14 protein-coding genes are annotated in these 16,538 nt (G+C 73.7%); 9 read left to right on the forward strand and 5 right to left on the reverse strand.

The genetic code is table 11. The features are described from left to right. Positions 1-58 precede the first annotated feature (58 nt). Both selA and selB read left to right on the forward strand, forming a co-directional pair. Positions 59-1,405, forward strand: coding sequence for an L-seryl-tRNA(Sec) selenium transferase (selA, locus tag R6Y94_RS18070; protein ID WP_318397040.1), 1,347 nt, complete (start codon positions 59-61; stop codon positions 1,403-1,405). Between the two features lies 1 nt (position 1,406). After that, a complete protein-coding gene (selB, locus tag R6Y94_RS18075; RefSeq protein ID WP_318397041.1) occupies positions 1,407-3,179 on the forward strand; it encodes a selenocysteine-specific translation elongation factor in 1,773 nt (590 codons plus the stop codon). A gap of 92 nt (positions 3,180-3,271) precedes the next feature. On the opposite strand, the gene R6Y94_RS18080 is transcribed toward selB, so the two are convergent. Then, positions 3,272-4,816: a class I adenylate-forming enzyme family protein gene (locus R6Y94_RS18080; RefSeq protein WP_318397042.1), complete on the reverse strand. Its 1,545-nt coding sequence runs from the start codon at positions 4,814-4,816 to the stop codon at positions 3,272-3,274. Beyond that, positions 4,803-6,422: an NAD(P)-binding domain-containing protein gene (locus tag R6Y94_RS18085; protein WP_318397043.1), complete on the reverse strand. Its 1,620-nt coding sequence runs from the start codon at positions 6,420-6,422 to the stop codon at positions 4,803-4,805. Before R6Y94_RS18085 ends, R6Y94_RS18080 begins: the two co-directional genes overlap by 14 nt. A gap of 73 nt (positions 6,423-6,495) precedes the next feature. On the opposite strand from R6Y94_RS18085, the gene R6Y94_RS18090 reads away from it, so the two are divergent. Genes R6Y94_RS18090 through R6Y94_RS18120 form a run of 7 tightly spaced genes read left to right on the forward strand, consistent with a single transcriptional unit; the run spans position 6,496 to position 15,452 of the window. Then, positions 6,496-8,007 (forward strand): aromatic amino acid ammonia-lyase, encoded by a 1,512-nt coding sequence (locus R6Y94_RS18090; protein ID WP_318397044.1) that lies wholly within the window; start codon positions 6,496-6,498, stop codon positions 8,005-8,007. A gap of 35 nt (positions 8,008-8,042) precedes the next feature. After that, positions 8,043-9,623, forward strand: a complete 1,581-nt coding sequence (locus R6Y94_RS18095) for an FAD-dependent oxidoreductase (protein WP_318397045.1) — start codon at positions 8,043-8,045, stop codon at positions 9,621-9,623. Between the two features lie 5 nt (positions 9,624-9,628). Beyond that, on the forward strand, positions 9,629-10,750 hold the full coding sequence (locus tag R6Y94_RS18100; RefSeq protein WP_318397046.1) for an alpha-hydroxy acid oxidase: 1,122 nt from the start codon (positions 9,629-9,631) through the stop codon (positions 10,748-10,750). After that, positions 10,747-12,129 (forward strand): cytochrome P450, encoded by a 1,383-nt coding sequence (locus R6Y94_RS18105; protein ID WP_318397047.1) that lies wholly within the window; start codon positions 10,747-10,749, stop codon positions 12,127-12,129. The genes R6Y94_RS18100 and R6Y94_RS18105 overlap by 4 nt, the downstream gene beginning before the upstream one ends. Positions 12,130-12,172: 43 nt before the next feature. After that, positions 12,173-13,459 carry a cation:proton antiporter gene (locus R6Y94_RS18110; protein ID WP_318397048.1) on the forward strand — a complete coding sequence of 429 codons (1,287 nt, stop codon included), beginning with the start codon at positions 12,173-12,175 and terminating at the stop codon, positions 13,457-13,459. A gap of 50 nt (positions 13,460-13,509) precedes the next feature. Then, the gene (locus R6Y94_RS18115) at positions 13,510-14,196 is read left to right on the forward strand and encodes a response regulator transcription factor (RefSeq protein ID WP_318397049.1); all 687 of its coding nucleotides are present in this window, start codon (positions 13,510-13,512) and stop codon (positions 14,194-14,196) included. Between the two features lie 38 nt (positions 14,197-14,234). Next, the gene (locus R6Y94_RS18120) at positions 14,235-15,452 is read left to right on the forward strand and encodes a HAMP domain-containing sensor histidine kinase (RefSeq protein ID WP_318397050.1); all 1,218 of its coding nucleotides are present in this window, start codon (positions 14,235-14,237) and stop codon (positions 15,450-15,452) included. A gap of 35 nt (positions 15,453-15,487) precedes the next feature. On the opposite strand, the gene R6Y94_RS18125 is transcribed toward R6Y94_RS18120, so the two are convergent. Genes R6Y94_RS18125 through R6Y94_RS45165 form a run of 3 tightly spaced genes read right to left on the reverse strand, consistent with a single transcriptional unit; the run spans position 15,488 to position 16,478 of the window. Then, positions 15,488-15,727 carry a hypothetical protein gene (locus R6Y94_RS18125; protein WP_318397051.1) on the reverse strand — a complete coding sequence of 80 codons (240 nt, stop codon included), beginning with the start codon at positions 15,725-15,727 and terminating at the stop codon, positions 15,488-15,490. Further along, a complete protein-coding gene (locus R6Y94_RS18130) occupies positions 15,724-16,239 on the reverse strand; it encodes a low temperature requirement protein A (protein ID WP_412102796.1) in 516 nt (171 codons plus the stop codon). The genes R6Y94_RS18125 and R6Y94_RS18130 overlap by 4 nt, the downstream gene beginning before the upstream one ends. Then, complete coding sequence (locus tag R6Y94_RS45165) at positions 16,236-16,478, reverse strand: low temperature requirement protein A (protein WP_412102797.1); 243 nt, start codon at positions 16,476-16,478, stop codon at positions 16,236-16,238. Before R6Y94_RS45165 ends, R6Y94_RS18130 begins: the two co-directional genes overlap by 4 nt. Between the last annotated feature and the right edge of the window lie 60 nt (positions 16,479-16,538).

Here is a 16,538-nt window from a genome sequence, read left to right on the forward strand (position 1 = left end):
GGCGCGGAGAGATCAAATGTGGTTAAGTGCCGATGGAGGATGCAGGAGCGAGGTGGGGATGAACGGGGCGGTCGATCCTCGGCGGCGGGTGCCACGCACCGACGTACTGCTCGCCGATCCCCGGCTGGCGGCCGCCGAGGCCACCCTCGGGCGGGCCCGGCTCAAGATTGCACTCGGCGCCGCCCAGGACCGGGTCCGGCGCGGCGAGATCCCGCCCGAGGAGGTCGTCCCGGCCACCCTGGCCGCGCTGCCGGAGACCGCCGCCGGGCTGCGCCCGGTGCTCAACGCCACCGGGGTGGTGCTGCACACCAACCTCGGCCGGGCGCCGCTGTCGGCGGCGGCCGTCGACGCGGTGGTGGCGGCGGCCGGGCACACCGACGTGGAGCTCGACCTGCGGACCGGGCGGCGGGCGCGGCGGGGCCGGGGCGCGCTGGCCGCCCTCGCCGCCGCGGTGCCGGCGGCCGGGGCGGTGCACGTGGTCAACAACGGCGCCGCCGCGCTCGCCCTGGTCGCCACCGCGCTCACCACCGGGCTCCGGACACCCGGCGAGGGCCCGGCCGGCCGGGAGATCGTGGTCAGCCGGGGCGAGCTGGTGGAGATCGGCGACGGGTTCCGGCTGCCGGACCTGCTGGCCAGCACCGGCGCGACGCTGCGCGAAGTGGGCACCACCAACCGGACCGGGCTGGCCGACTACGCGGCGGCGGTCGGGCCGGGTACCGCGTTCGTGCTCAAGGTGCACCCGTCGAACTTCGTCGTCCGGGGCTTCACCGCCGCCGTACCGGTCAACGAGTTGGCCACCCTCGGCGTACCGGTGGTGGTGGACATCGGCTCCGGGCTGCTGGCGCCGGACCCGCTGCTGCCCGACGAGCCGGACGCCGCCTCGGTGCTGCGGGCCGGCGCGGCACTTGTCACCGCGAGCGGCGACAAGCTGCTCGGCGGTCCGCAGGCCGGACTGCTGCTCGGCGACGCCGAGCTGGTCGAACTGCTCCGCCGGCATCCGCTGGCCCGGGCGTTGCGGGTGGACAAGCTGACCCTGGCCGCCCTGGAGGCGACCCTGACCGGTCCGGAGACGCCGACCTGGCGGGCACTGCGGGCCACCCCGGCCGCGCTGCGGCTGCGCACCGAACGGCTCCGCGACCAGCTCGCCGCCGGCGGCCTGAAGGCCGAGGTGGTCCCGCACGACGCCGTGGTCGGCGGCGGCGGGGCGCCGGAGGTCAGCCTCGACTCGTGGGCCCTCGCCCTCCCCGAGGAGTACGCCGAACCGCTGCGCCTCGGCGACCCGCCGGTACTCGGCCGGCTGGAGCGGGGCCGGCTGCTGCTCGACCTGCGCTGCGTGCCCGTCGACCGGGACGAGGCGGTGCGGGCCGCCGTCGCCCGGGTGCCCCGAGGATGGCGGGGGAGCTGAGGTGCAGGTCGTCGCCACCGCCGGACACGTCGACCACGGCAAGTCCACCCTGGTCCGGGCGCTGACCGGGATGGAGCCGGACCGCTGGGCGGAGGAGCGGCGCCGGGGCATGACCATCGACCTCGGCTTCGCCTGGACCGCGCTGCCGTCCGGGACGGTGCTGGCGTTCGTCGACGTACCCGGACACCAGCGGTTCGTCCCCAACATGCTCGCCGGGATCGGCCCGGCCCCGGCCGCGCTCTTCGTGGTCGCCGCCGACGAGGGCTGGATGCCGCAGTCCGCCGAGCACCTGGCCGCGCTGGACGCGCTCGGGGTCCGGCACGGGCTGCTGGTGGTGACCCGGACCGACCTGGCCGATCCCGCCGCCGCCACCGAACTGGCGCTCGCCGAGATCGCGGCCACCTCACTCGGCGAGGTCAAGACGGTCGCGGTCAGCGCGACCACCGGCGCCGGGCTGCCGGAGCTGCGCGCCGCCCTGGACCGGCTCGCCGCCCGGCTGCCGGTGCCCGAGCCGAGCGCCCCGGTGCGGCTCTGGGCGGACCGGGCGTTCACCATCAGGGGCAGTGGCACGGTGCTGACCGGCACCCTGGGCGCGGGGACGCTGCGCACCGGCGACGAGCTGGAGCTGACCGGCACCGGGCAGCGGGTCCGGATCCGGGGCCTACAGACCCTGGGTACCCAGGTGTCCGAGGTCGCCGGGGTGGCCCGGGTCGCGGTCAACCTGCGCGGGGTGCCCCGGGAACAGGTCGGCCGGGGCGACGCGCTGCTCACCCCGGGACGGTTCCAGCAGACCGGCCTGGTCGACGTCCGGCTGGCCGGCGACCCGGTGGCCGGGCTGCCGGCCGAGGTCACCCTGCACGTCGGCTCGGCCGCGGTGACCGCCCGGGTACGCCCGCTCGGCGCCGACACCGCCCGGCTGCGGCTGGACCGGCCGCTGCCGCTGCGCATCGGTGACCGGGCGCTGCTGCGGGATCCCGGCCGGCGGCACGTGGCCGGCGGGGTGACGGTGCTCGACGTCGTACCGCCCCGGTTGGGCCGGCGGGGTGCGGCGGCCGACCGGGCGGCGGTGCTGGCCGGGTTGGACGGCCGTCCCGACGAGTCCGGGGAGCTGGCCCGGCGCGGCCTGGCCCGGCGCTCCGAGCTGGAGCGGATGGGCGTGACCGCGCGCACCGCACCGGTGGCCGGGGAGTGGCACGCCGATCCGGTGCGCTGGCGGGAACTGCGGCGGCGACTGGTCGACGAGGTGACCCGGTGGGCGCAGGCGCATCCGCTGGAGCCGGGCGTACCGGTCGAGACCGCCCGCCGGCTGCTGGAGCTGCCGGACCGGGCCCTGGTCGAGGCCCTGGTCGTGGCCCCGCTGCTGGCCCGCGACGGCCGGATCGGCCGGGGTGGGGCGACCGGCACCCTGCCCGAGCAGGTTGCCCGGGCGGTACGGCGGGTCGGTGCGGAGCTGGCCGAGCGACCGTTCGTCGCCCCGGAGGCGGCCCGGCTCGCCGAGTTCGGACTCGGCCACCGGGAGATCGGCGCGGCGGTACGGGCCGGCGCGCTGCTCAAGCTCGCCGACAACGTCGTACTGCTGCCGGACGCCCCCGAGCAGGCGATCCGGGTACTCGCCGCGCTGCCGCAGCCGTTCACCCTCAGCACCGCCCGGCAGGCCCTCGGCACGACCCGGCGGGTCGCCGTGCCCCTGCTCGAACTGCTGGACCGGCGCGGCGCCACCCGCCGGCTGCCGGACGACGCCCGGATCGTGCTGGCCGGACCGGGCGAGGCCTGAGCCCACCGGCCGCCGGTTTCCGGCCCCGTCCCACCCGCTGAGAGCGCCCCACTGGTCACGCACCCGCCAAGAGCATCTGCGCCAGCCGCGAGTCAGGGCAGCGCCGGTCGCCGGTCTGCCAGCAGGCGTCGCTTGTCGGGCTTGCCGGCCACCGAGACGGGAACCTCGGCGATGAAGGTGACGTGCCGAGGGCTGCTCGCCGCTCCGAGCCGCTCCCGGACGAGGTCGCGCAGCACGTCCGGATCCGGCCGCCGGTCGGGGGCGGGGACGACGAAGGCGTGTACCGCCTCGCCGGTCTCCTCGTCGGGCACGGCCACGACGTACGCCTCGGCCACGTCGGGATGGCCGGACAGGACCCGTTCGATCGGCCCGGCGTACTGGAGGTCGGCGTTCACGATGACGACGTCCCGGGCCCGCCCCAGCAGGTGCAGGTACCCGTCGGCGTCCAGCCGGGCGAGGTCGCGGGTGCGTACCCAGCCGTCGACGAACACCCCGGCCGTCTCCGTCGGATCGGCCCAGTACCCGCTCGCCTGCGCCGGGGTGCGGACGAAGAGTTCCCCCTCGACCCCGGTCGGCACCGGTCGGCCGTCCCCGTCCCGGACCTGCACCTCGACGGCGGCCGGTGGCCGGCCCACCGAGGCGAGAGCGGCTGGCACGGCGGCCAGCTCCGCCGGGGTCAGCATGGAGATCATGCCGGTCTCGGTCTGGCCGTAGCCGTGGTAGACGACCGGCCCGAGCACCGAGATCGCCTCGGCGAGCCGGGCCGGGGCGAGCGGGGAGCCCGAGACCAGCAGGGCGCGCAGCGTGTCGAGGTCGACCGGTGCGGTGCGCTGGATCGCGACCAGCTTCGCCAGCCGGGGCACGGTGATCACGCTGGCGGTGGCCCGGTGCCGGACGATCGCGGCGGGGAAGAAGGGCTCCGCGCCACGCGGTGGCTCGGCGACCACCATGGTGCCGCCGGCGGCCAGGGTGAGGATGCCGTACTCCAGCATCACCTGGCTGCCCAGCGAGCCGAAGACCAGGTAGCGGTCGAGGTTGGCGGCGAGGTCGCGGACCGCCGGGGGCCACCGGTCCGGGTGCGGTGCCCAGGCGGCACCGAGCGCGGCGTAGGTCTGCAGGCAGCCCTTCGGGTTGCCGGTGCTGCCGCTGGTGTAGATGACCCGACCGACGTCGTGCGGGCGTCCGGCCGGGAGTGGCGTACGCGGGTACGCCCGGCTGGCGGTCAGGTCGGGTACCCCGTCGACCGGGCCGACCGCCAGCACCCGGCGGCCGGCGGCGGCCGACCGGAGCTGCGGGGTCGCGGTCGACGGGTCGACCAGCACCGCCGCGATCTGATGGCCGAGCAGGTGCCGGAGCTGGCCGGGGGCGAGCCCGGGACGTACCCCGGCCATCCGGGCACCCACCACCTGCACCGCGACGATCGCGGCGAACGCCTCCGGCGAGACGCCGAGCACCACCGCCACCCCGTCGCCCGGGCCGATCCCCGCCTCCCGCAGGCCCGCGCTGATCCGGCCGACCAGGTCCGCCAGCTCGTCGGCGGTGACGGTACGCGGGCCGTGCTCGAAGACCGGGCGGTCCCGGCCGGCGCCGAGCAGGTCCAGGATCGCCTGCGGATAGCCCGGCTCAGCTTCCGGCATCTGCCCGGACTTCCTGGACGGCCCCGTCGCCGGCCAGGGGCGTCCGGAGGATCTCGCCGTCGGCCAGGCGTTCCTTGAGGAAGGCGGCAAGCGGCTGTTGGTGCACGGTGGGCAGGTTCCACTGGTTCTCCAGGTTCTCCGCCAGGTGGTGCACCGCCACCACCGTCCCATCCCGGTAGTGCCGCACCACCGGGTGCAGATAGCTGGCCCGGTGCGCACCGTGCGGGTCGTTCTCCGCCACCCGGGGGATCGAGACATCGAACGGGTCCACCGCGTCGTGGTCCGGCCCGTACTCCAGCGTCACCGCGAAGGCGGGCGCGGAACCGGGACCGAGTCCGCCGTCGGCGAGGTACGCCACCGGTACCTCCTCGTGGTAGTACGCGCTGTCCCCGCGTACCGTCACGACGTCACCGAGCACGCCGAACTGCTGCCACAGCGCGGACGAGCGGTTGATCCGGGCGATGATCGCGTCGGTGATCGCCTCCGGGGTCGCCGCGACCTCCACGGCGGGCCACCCGACGTCGTGGTAGCGGGAGTTGAGGATCCGGTGCAGCGCCCGGACGCCGTACCGGAAGCCGTGGATGAATCCGCTGGTCGACCGCTTGAAGTCGCGTTGCTGGGTGAGCGTGCCGGCGAAGTACAGGTCGGGTACGGAGGTCGACTCGTAGCCCGGGGTCTGCTCCGGGAAGCGGTCGTTGATCACCAGTCGCGGCCGGCAGGTGTCGTCGAAGACGCTCGCGTCGAAGCGGAAGCCGGTGCAGGCGATCACCCGGTCGTACTCGATCTCCCGGATCGCCTCGACCGTGCGGGCGTACCGGAACCGTACGAGGTAGCCGCCCTCCGGGCGCCGGTGGATGCTCTCGACCGTGCCGTCCAGGACGGCGTTCTGCGACTTGAGCTGGTACGTGTCGAGGAAGTTGTTGTTCACCGCCCGCAGGTGCCCGACGTAGTGCGTCTGCCAGGCGAACCGGACCGAGTGCGGCCCGGCGACGTGCACGACGGCGGCGGTCTCCACCAGGGCGTCGGCGGTCTCGAACCCGGAGTTGCCCTTGCCGATGACCATGACCCGCTGGTTGACGAAGTCGCGCGGGTCGACGCTCACCGTGTCGTACCGCTCGGCGGTCTCGATCCCCTCGATCGGCGGCAGGTGAAGCTGGGACACCCCGGTCGCCACCACCAGGCGGCGACCGCGCCAGGTGCGGCCGCCGGCGTCGAGCGCGTGGAACCCGTCGCCGTCGCGGCTCACCCGGACCACCGTGGTCCGGTACTCGACCCGTACCCCGGTCGCCGTGGCGAAGTCGGCGAGATAGCGCACCAGGTCGTCCGCGTCCGGGAAGTACCGTTGGCTGTACCGGCCGAACAGCAGGTCGGGCTCGTCGCTGAGCAGCGAGTTCCAGTCCATCCGCAGGTTGAACTCCGGATCGTCGGAACCGGTGTAGACCTTGTTGATGGAGATCAGCCGGCGATGTCGCGGATACGTGCTGAAGAACGTGCCGGGTGCGGCGCCGGCCTCCAGCACGACGTAGTCATGACCGTCGCGTTCGAGCAGGGCGGCGAGTTGCAGTCCCGCAGGCCCGGCCCCGATGATCAGGTAGTCGTGCGTCATGCGCGGGACGGTAGCCACCGGTAATCAGAGATGTCTCAGACCGCTCTGAGATTGCCCGGCTACGGTCGGCCCGATGACGATCCAGGCCCGCAAGGCGATCCGTCCCATCGACCTGACGCGGCCGCTGCGGGAGACGGACCTGCGCCGGGCCGCCGCCGAGATCCGCGTCGACATCACCGCCCCGGTACGCGACCGGCTGCGGCGCTCCCGCGACCACCTGCGGGCGGTGCTCGGCGACGACCGCCCGGTGTACGGCGCCACCACCGGATTCGGTGCACTGGTCGGGTTCGCCGGCCGGGACGACGAGGCCGACCAGTGCGACAACACGCTGGCCCATCTCGGCGCCGGTCAGGGCCCGGACATCGATCCGGCGGTCAGCCGGGCCGCGATGCTGGTCCGGGTCTGGTCGCTCGCCCAGGGCGTCTCCGGGGTTTCGGAGCGGGTCGTCGAGGGGCTCGCCGCGATGCTGGCGACGACGTTCGCGCCGGCGATGCCCCGCCTCGGCTCGGTCGGGGCCAGCGGCGACCTGATCCCGCTCGCCTACGCCACCCAGGCGCTGCGCGGCCGGGGCTGGGCCTACCTCGACGGCCGGCGCGTGCCGGCGGCCGAGGCGCTGGGCAGGGCCGGCCTGACCCCGCTCGCCCTCGACGGGCGGGACGCCCTGGCACTGGTCAACGGCACCTCGCTGACCACCGCCGCCACCGCGCTCGCCCTGGACGACATCCGCCGGTCGCACCGGGCCGCCCAACTGCTGACCTGCCTCCTCGTCGACCTGCTCGGCTGCGATCCCGGCCAGTTCCCGCACCCCCGGCTGCTGGCCGCGTACGGGCACCCCGGCGCGGTCGACGTCGCCGGGCGGATGCGCGGGTACCTCGCCGGTGCGGTGCCGTCCGGTGCCCGCCCGCTCCAGGAGGCGTACAGCATCCGCTGCACCCCGCAACTGCTCGGCGCGGCCGAGGACGCGCTGCGCTACGTCGACGGTGTGGTGGCGGCGGACCTGCGCGGCGTGAGCGACAATCCGCTGTTCTTCCCGGACGACGACCTGGTGCTGCACGGCGGGAACTTCTTCGGCCAGCCCGCCGCCTTCGCGGCCGACGTGCTGGCGACGGTCGCCGCCCAACTCGGCAACCTGGTCGAGCGCCAACTCGACCTGCTGGTCGACCCGGCCCGCAACGGGGGACTGCCACCGATGCTGGCGGCCGGACCCGGCCGCCAGCACGGTTTGCAGGGCGCGCAGTTGGCCGCCACCGCGATGGTCGCGGAGATCCGCCGGGCCGCCACCCCGGCCAGCATGCAGAGCCTGCCGACCAACCTGCACAACCAGGATGTCGTGCCGTTCGGTACCCAGGCCGCGCTCCGGGCGGTGGACCAGGCCCGGCTGCTCCGGCTGGTCTGCGGCACACTCGCGGTCGGGCTGCGCCAGGCTCTGCACGTCGGCGCGCGTACCCCCACCGCCTCCGGCTGTGCCGCCGCGCTGGACCGCCTCGTGGCGCTGGTGCCGCCGATCGACCCGGACCGGCCGCTCGACGCGGACGTCGTCCGGGCCGCCGACCTGCTCGACCTGTTGACCGAGCCGCCGAACTGATTTTTCTCTGAGTTCTCCTCCGTACGTTTTCCCGCGTGACCGCAGAGATGCTCGACTATCTGATCATCGGGGCGGGGCCGGCCGGACTACAGCTCGCGGCCCTGTTCGAACGGGACGGCCGGCGGGACTACCTGGTGCTGGAGGCGGCCGACGCCCCGGGCGCCTTCTTCACCCGCTTTCCACGGCATCGCCAGCTCATCTCCATCAACAAGCCGCACACCGGCTCCGACGACCCGGAACTCAACCTGCGGCTGGACTGGAACTCGCTACTCAGCGACGACCCGGCGCTGCGGTTCACCCGGTACACCGAGCGCTACTTCCCGGACGCCGACGTGCTGGTCCGCTACCTGGCGGACTTCGCGGCGGCCACCGGGGTCCGGGTCCGGTACCGCAGCCGGGTGGTCCGGGTCGCCCGGGTCGCGGACGGCGGTTTCGCGGTCACCGACCAGACGGGTACCACGCACCGCGCCCGCCGGGTCGTCGTGGCGACCGGGGTCTCCGAGCCGTACGTCCCGGCGATCCCCGGCATCGCGCACGCGGAGCGGTACGACGAAATGCCGGTCGACCCGCGGGACTTCCTCGACCAGCGGGTGCTGATCATAGGGAAGGGCAATTCCGCCTTCGAGACCGCCGACGCCCTGATGGAGACCACCACGCTGATCCACGTCGCCGGGCCGAGTTCGGTGCGGATGGCATGGCGCACGCACTACGTCGGACACCTGCGGGCGGTGAACAACAACTTCCTCGACACCTACCAGCTCAAGTCGGCGAACGCGATCCTCGACGGGCACGTACGCGGCATCGAGCGGGCCGCGGACGGCTACCGGGTCACCTTCAGCTTCTCCCGGGCCAACGAGGTCACCAAGGAGTTGCGCTACGACCGGGTACTGGCCTGCACCGGCTTCCGGTTCGACCCGTCCGTCTTCGCCGACGGCTGCCGTCCGACGCTCGTCATCAACGACCGGTTTCCGGCCCAGACCGCGCAGTGGGAGTCGGTGAACGTACCGGACCTCTTCTTCGCCGGCACCCTCTCCCAGCAGCGGGACTTCAAGCGGTCGACCAGTGGTTTCATCCACGGCTTCCGGTACGGGGTCCGGGCCCTGCACCGCATCCTCGAACGGCGCTACCACGACAACCCGTGGCCGGCCGAGAAGGTCGACGCGACCGCCGACGCGGCCGCCGACGCGATCATCGAACGGGTCAACCGCAGCTCCGCGCTGTGGCAGCAGTTCGGGGTACTCGCCGACGTGCTGACCGTGGCCGGGACGGACGCCCGCTACCACGAGGAGGTGCCGGTCGACTACCTCGTCGACGCCGGGCTCGACACCGCCGACCATCCGGTCGAACACGCCTTCGTCGTCACGCTGGAGTACGGCCCGCAGCACGACCAGGTCGACCCGTTCGACATCTCGGTGGGTCGGATCGCCCAGGACGTGGCCGGTCAGGCGCACGACGCGGCATACCTGCACCCGGTGGTCCGACACCACCACCGGGGCCGGGTGGCGGCGGTGCACCACCTGGCGGAGAACCTGGAGAACCGGTGGAACCGGCCGGACGTGCACCGCAGGCCGCTCGTCGCCTTCCTGGACCGCTGCCTCTCGGGCACCGTGGGCTGACCGCCATGCCCCCGGTCACGGACCAGGCGGGCCCGCGCCGCACACCCACGGCCGGCGCGGGCCCCCTGCTCAACGTCGACGACCTGTGGACGGAGGCACACCGCCGGCTCGACCCGGTGCACCGGGACTTCTTCGCCGGCGGATCCGGCGACGAGCGTACGCTGCGGGCCAACGAGACGGCGTTCGATGCGTACCGGATCCTGCCCCGGGTGCTGCGCGGCGGGGGCGCGCGTGACCTCCGTACCGACCTGCTCGGCGAGACGCTCGCGATGCCGGTGTTGGTGTCACCGACCGCCTTCCATCGGCTGGCCCACCCCGACGGGGAGGTGGCGAGCGCCCGGGCGGTCGCGGCGGCCGGCACCGTGATGGTGGTCAGCATGGCGGCCACCGCGCCGATCGAGGCGGTCGCCGGGGCGACGGATCCGGCCGGCCGGCCGGCGCGGCTGTGGTTCCAGCTCTATCCGCAACCGGATCTCGGCTTCACCGAGTCGGTGATCAGGCGGGTGGAGGCCGCCGGCTGCCGCGCCCTGGTGGTCACCGTCGACTCGCCGGTGCTCGGGCGCCGCGAGCGCGACCTCCGCAACGGTTTCCTCGACCTGCCGTCCGGGCTCCGCTGCGAGAACATGCGGGACCCGGAGACCGGGCGGGTCCGGGACATCGTGCTGGACGCCGACCTCGACTGGGCCCGGATCGAGTGGCTGCGCGGGACGACCCGGCTGCCCGTGGTGCTGAAGGGAATCCTGCACCCGGCCGACGCCCGGCTCGCCGTCGCGCACGGGGTCGACGCCGTGCTGGTCTCCAACCACGGCGGGCGGCAACTGGACGGGGTACCGGCGAGCATCGACGCGCTGCGGGCGGTCGTCGAGGCGGTCGAGGGGCGGATTCCGGTACTGCTCGACGGCGGGATCCGCCGGGGCACCGACGTCCTCACCGCGCTGGCGCTCGGCGCGGTCGCGGTCGGGGTCGGCCGGCCGGTCGTCTGGGGGCTCGCGGCCCGGGGCGAGTCCGGGGTACGCCAGCTCCTCGACCTGCTCCGCGCCGACCTCGGCCGGGCCATGACGCTGGCCGGCGCGGTCCGCCCGACCGACCTCGCTCCGGACATGATCGCGACGCGAGTGCCGCGATGAGCCGGCTCCCCGGGTTTCCGTGGTACGCGGTGGGCGTCCTGGTGGTGGCGGCGGTGGCGTGGACGCTGCCGCGGTGGTTGCCGCGGGCCGTGGTCCGGCTCCGCGAATGGATCTTCGTCCGGGTGAACGGCGTCGAGGGCATCCCGGTGCCCGGCCCGCTGGTCCGCCCGGAGCACTTCGAACGGGTGTACTCGGACCCGGCGGCAGACGGGCGCAGCCGGGGGGCCGGGCTCTCCGACCTGTTCTGGTACTGGCTCGCGCCCGGACCGCAGATGCACCAGGAGCACCTGGAGCCGGGCGAGCGCTACCGCACGGTCGCCCGGACGACCCGGCGGGTGCTGGCGGTGTCGCACCGCCGGTCGGCCGAGCTGGCCGGGGCGGCGGCCCGACGCGTCCTCGACGAACTGCCGGCCGGCCGGACCAGCCAGGTGCGGCTGCGTGACCTGATGATGCCGATCTGGGCGGAGGTCTACCACGAACTCGTCTTCGCCGAGGCGTGCCCGGCCGACGTCCGGGCGCTGATCGTGGCCAACGCCGACGACGTGGTCACCGCGCTCAAGTGCTGCGGGCTGCGGCACCTGGACCGGCGGGACCGGCTCACCCGGCATCTGCGGGCCCGGGTCGAGGCCGGCACGGCACCGGTCACCCTGCCGGAGCCGTTCACCGCCGAGGAGACGACCTGGTATCTCCAGGGCACCTTCTTCAACACCGCCGTCGTGCAGATGTCCGAGGCGATGGCGCACCTCCTGCTGGCCCTCGCCCAACACCCGTCGGCCCAGCGGGACCTGATCGCGACCCTCGACGACCTCGACGGCGAGGGCGACCGGGCGCTGGACCGGGTGATCGACGAGGCGCTGCGGGTGCACCCGCTCTTCGGCGTGGCACACCGGATCACCTCCGGCCCGATCGAGGTCGAGCCGGGGGTCACCATCCCGGCCGGCTCCGTCCTGCTCTTCAACTATCTCGCCTTCCAGCGCACCGGGCCGGCCGCCGACGACACCTTCGACCCCGCCCGCTGGCTGACCCTGCGCCGGGGCGACGCGCACTTCGTCCCGTTCGGCGTCACCGCCAACCGGGCCTGTCCGGCCCGTGGCGTCGCCCCGGTGATGATGCGCGCGGTCACCCGGGAGGTGTTGCGCCGGTACGCCCTGGTGTCCACCGTGCGGCACACCCGCTCGCTGCCCAGCCGCGGCCCCTGCCTCCTGGTCCCGCCCGGGGCACCATCGCCCGGGGGCGTGCGGCGGTGGTGGATGCGGTGGACGGACCGCTGGGCCGATGTGCGGCGCAGCCTCGTCCAACTGGTCCTGGGCACCTGGATGGTGGTCGACGCGCGACGCGTACGACTCTGCACCAGCTACTTCGAGGAGGTTCGGCCATGATCGAGGTCGGGTCCACAGCGGAGACCAGGGAAGGCGGGACGGCATGAATCCCGTCGAGCTGGCGCCACGGTTCTTCATCGCCGTCGCGGCCATCCTGCTCGTCTGCCGGGCGACGACGTGGCTGCTCGGCAAGGTCGGCCAGCCGCCGGTGGTGAGTGAGATGCTGGCCGGTGTCCTGCTCGGACCGTCGCTGCTCGGGCTGCTGGCCCCGGCCGTGCAGGACGCACTCTTTCCGGAGCAGCTCTATGCGGTGCTCTACATCGTCGGTCAGGTCGGTCTGGTCATTTTCATGTTCCAGGCGGGCTACGCGTTCACCTCGCACCCGGTGACCGGACTGGCCGGCACCGCCGGCGCGGTGTCGCTGGCCGGGGTACTCGTGCCGCTCGGCCTCGGCGTACTGCTGGTACTCGCCACCGCGGGACGCGCGCCGGTGCTCGCCCCGGGCACCTCGGTCGGGGTCTCCGCCGCCTTCGTCGGGGTCGCCCTCGCCATCACCGCCTTTCCGATGCTCGCCAGGATCATCACCGAACGCGGGCAGGAGGGCACCCGGCACGGGTCGCTCGCCCTGGCCAGTGGCGCCCTGGACGACGCGGTCGCCTGGATCCTGCTCGCCGTCGTCCTCGCCACCGCCACCGGCCGGCCCGGCCCGGCGCTCGTCACGATCGCCGGCGCGATCCTGTTCGGGCTGCTGCTCTGGTCGGTGGGCCGGCGGGTGGCCGCGGCGCTGGTCGGCAGCGACCGGCTCGGTGACCAGTCCCGGCTGCTCGGCCTGGTGGCGCTGCTCTTCGTGGTCGCCTGGTACACCGACGAGATCGGCCTGTACGCGGTCTTCGGCGCCTTCTCGGTCGGCGCGGTGATGCCGCACCGCGCCCGCACGGATCGGATGGTCGCCACCGTCACCCCGGTCTGCCAGATCGTCTTCCTTCCGCTCTTCTTCACCTACTCCGGGCTGCACACCGAATTCGGGCTGCTCAGCCAACCCTCGGTGCTGTTCTTCGCGCTCGGCTGTGTCGCGGTCGCCGTGGTCGGCAAGTTCGGCGCCTGCTGGGCGGCGGCCCGGCTCCGGGGTGAACCGAAGGGCGTCGCGGTGCGGATCGGCGTACTGATGAACGCCCGCGGGCTGATGCAGCTGATCGCGATCAACGTCGGCATGGCGGCCGGGATCGTCAACGCGACCCTCTTCACCGCCCTGGTGCTGGTCGCGCTGGTCACCACGCTGATGACCACGCCGCTGCTGAGCTGGATCGACCGGCGCGAGGCTCGGAACCCCATTCCGGTTGCCACGAAGGATCCGGTGCCGGAGGTTCAACCGGTGGCCGACACGGTATAGAGATATCTATCACAGTCTATGTATGTCGGCGGGTGTGGGATTCTCAGCCTGTGCTACAGGCAAGCGAGGCGTCACCCACCGTACGCCGCCTGCTCCTGGTCGAGGACGACAGGGAACTCGCGGAGCTGCTCACCGAGGTCCTGGCCGACGAGGGATACCTGGTCGACGTGGCCCCGGACGGCCAGCGCGGCCTGCATCTCGGGCTCACCCGACGCTACGACGTCATGGTGATCGACCGGTTGCTGCCGGCGCTCGACGGGCTGCACCTGCTGGCCCGGCTGCGCTCCCGCGCGGTCGGCGCCCGCGCCCTGCTGCTCACCGCGCTCGGCACGGTCGACGACCGGGTCGCCGGCCTGGACGCGGGCGCCGACGACTACATGATCAAGCCGTTCGACCTCGACGAGCTGAGCGCCCGGATCAGGGCGCTCTGCCGGCGTACCTCGGACGGCGCCGAGGCGCTGCCGATCGGTGCCGGCCGGCTCGACCTCGGGCTGCGGGACGTGGTGCTCTCCGACGGATCCCGGGTGGCTCTCTCCGCCCGGGAATTCGAGCTGCTCCGGGTGCTCGCCGTACGCCCGCGGGCGGTGCACTCCCGGGCCGAGCTGCGCCGCCGGGTGTTCGACGAAGCCGCCGCCTCGTCCATCGTGGACACCTACGTCTACTACCTGCGCCGCAAGCTCGGCCGGGCGGCGATCCGTACCGTGCACGGCCTCGGCTACCGGCTCGGCGAGCTGTGAGGGCCCGGCGGCCGGCGGCGCCGGCAGGGCTCTCCTGGATGGCGGCCGAGCGGGCGGTGGTCGCCCGGGCCCGTCGGCGGGTCGGCCTGCTGGTCGGACTCGCGGTGACCGTCCTGGTCTCGCTGGTCGGCGCCGTCTCCTACGGCATGCTGGTACGTGGCCAGGAGCGTCAGATCCAGCGGGAACTCGCCTACACCGCCGTCCGCGGCGACCCGTCCGGGCCACCCGGGTGCACCTGGCTCTTCCTGCTGCACGACGGCCAGCTCGTCTCCGGCGCCGTACCCGCGCCGGCCGGGTTCCCCCTCACTGCCGCGATGACCGCGACCGCCGCCACCCGGACCCCGGCCACCGACAGGATCGAGCGCAACGGCACGGTCTACTTCGTCCTCACCGAACCCCGTGGCGAGGACGTGGTGCAGGCGATCTTCGATGCCCGGTACCAGCTCGCCGACCGCCGCCACCTGCTCCTCGCCCTCGTCGTCGCGGAGCTGGTCGGACTGCTCGCCGCGGTCACCAGTGGGTTGGTCGTGGGCCGGCTCACCGTCGCGCCGCTCGCCGAGGCACTCGCCCGGCAGCGCCGGTTCATCGCCGACGTCAGCCACGAGCTGCGTACGCCCATCGCGCAACTGCACACCAGGGCACAGGTGCTGGCCCGGCGGGCCGGCTCGACCGGCGTTCCGGCCAACTACCGGTCGGAGCTGGACCGGCTGGTCGGCACCAGCAGGCGGCTCGGCGAGGTCGTCAACGACCTGCTGCTCTCCGCCCGGCTGGCGGCCATGCCGGACGACCGGCCGGCCACCACTCCGGTGGACCTGGCCGCGCTCGCCGAGGCGGCGGTCGTCGCCGAGACCGACCGCGCCGCCGAACAGGGCGTGACGCTCACCCTCAGCCGTCCCGACGTGCCGGTTCCGGTGCCCGGGGTGGAGTCGGCACTGCGCCGGGTGATCAGTGAACTTCTGACGAACGCCCTGCGGCACACGCCCGCGCACGGGCGGATCGACGTGACGGTGCGACGCCGGGACGACGTCGCCGAGCTGATGGTGGTCGACACCGGTGAGGGCTTCGATCCGGCCGACCGAATCTTCGACCGGTTCCACAGCGGCGTGGGCGCCGAGAAACGACACACCGGCCTCGGGCTGGCGCTGCTGCGCGAGGTCGTCACCGGCCACGGCGGCACGATCGAGGCCCGCAGCCACCCCGGCCAGGGTGCCCAGTTCGCCGTCCGGCTGCCGCTGCGGAGCAGTCCGGACCCGTGAGCCGCCCGGCGACCGGTGGCGGCCGGCATTCGGTCCTAGGTGATGCCGGGGGTGCCGCGCGGTTCCCGGACGGTCACCGCGTCGGCGACGACGACTCCGAGCAGGACGAGCATGACGGCCACGGAGACGAGCAACGGCGGCAGCAGGACCATCGTCGGCGCGATCAGGATCAGCACGCCGATCCCGACCAGCCACGGTCGGGACACCCGGACGAACACCTCGTGCCCGAGCAGGACCCGGCCGGCGAGGAAGAGCACCGGACCACCGACGATCACCGCGACCCAGCCCCGGGGTGTCCTCCATCGGGTGCCGGATGGTCAGCTCGTCGCTGACCGTGGTCAGGACGACGCCGGCCACCACGCACGGTCCGGGCGGTGATCACCACGGTTTCGCCGAGGGCGATGATGACGAACTGGCGGTACCGCTCGGCGAGGTGCTCACCGGGGGTGTTCCACTCCCAGGCCGGCGAACGTCCGATCCTCGGGGTGGGCCAGCGCACCACCGGCCCCAGGTACTCCATGGCCAGGGCCGCCGTCCAGAGCAGCAGCCGTGGCGTGCCGGAGACGAAGACCCCGCCGAACCAGAGCGTGCCGGAGAGACTGAACCAGAAGATCCCGCGCAGCGGCCGGTTCCGTAGCCGGTGGCCCCGCAGGATCACCGCGAGGATCGTGCTGCGGAACAGGTGGATCCCGACGTAGGCGGAGGCGAAGAGCAGGGCCTGACCGTCGAACGCCTCGGGCAGCGCGGTCGAGATCAGCAGGCTGCCGAGCATGATCGTGATGATCACCAGTTGTACGGCGAGTCCAGGGTGTCGGTGGTCAGGTTGGTGTACGACCACACCCACCAGATAGCCAGCAGCAGCAGAAACGTCTGGTAGGCCCCGCGCGGGTGCAGATTCATGAGCAACGCTTCGGCCAGCCGGGCCAGCATGAAGACGAAGACGAGGTCGTAGAAGAGCTCCACCGGAGTGGCCCGCTGCGGCTGACTCGGATCGCGGATCAGCGTGGCGCGTCTCCCTGTCGCCATCGACCGTCTGTTCTCCCAACCCGCCGCACGCGGCCGCCGCCCAGCGCTCTGACCCGCGCG

The sequence above is a fragment of the Plantactinospora sp. KLBMP9567 genome (assembly GCF_033446045.1).
GTDB lineage: Bacteria > Actinomycetota > Actinomycetes > Mycobacteriales > Micromonosporaceae > Plantactinospora.

Bases quoted from the DNA above. Each gene is read 5' to 3' on its own strand.
- R6Y94_RS18110 (WP_318397048.1), top strand. From the start codon at position 12,173: ATGAATCCCGTCGAGCTGGCGCCACGGTTCTTCATCGCCGTCGCGGCC.
- R6Y94_RS18120 (WP_318397050.1), top strand. From the start codon at position 14,235: ATGGCGGCCGAGCGGGCGGTGGTCGCCCGGGCCCGTCGGCGGGTCGGC.
- selA (WP_318397040.1), top strand. From the start codon at position 59: ATGAACGGGGCGGTCGATCCTCGGCGGCGGGTGCCACGCACCGACGTA.
- R6Y94_RS18100 (WP_318397046.1), top strand. From the start codon at position 9,629: ATGCCCCCGGTCACGGACCAGGCGGGCCCGCGCCGCACACCCACGGCC.
- R6Y94_RS45165 (WP_412102797.1), bottom strand. From the start codon at position 16,478: ATGGCGACAGGGAGACGCGCCACGCTGATCCGCGATCCGAGTCAGCCG.
- R6Y94_RS18080 (WP_318397042.1), bottom strand. From the start codon at position 4,816: ATGCCGGAAGCTGAGCCGGGCTATCCGCAGGCGATCCTGGACCTGCTC.
- R6Y94_RS18105 (WP_318397047.1), top strand. From the start codon at position 10,747: ATGAGCCGGCTCCCCGGGTTTCCGTGGTACGCGGTGGGCGTCCTGGTG.
- R6Y94_RS18090 (WP_318397044.1), top strand. From the start codon at position 6,496: ATGACGATCCAGGCCCGCAAGGCGATCCGTCCCATCGACCTGACGCGG.
- R6Y94_RS18085 (WP_318397043.1), bottom strand. From the start codon at position 6,422: ATGACGCACGACTACCTGATCATCGGGGCCGGGCCTGCGGGACTGCAA.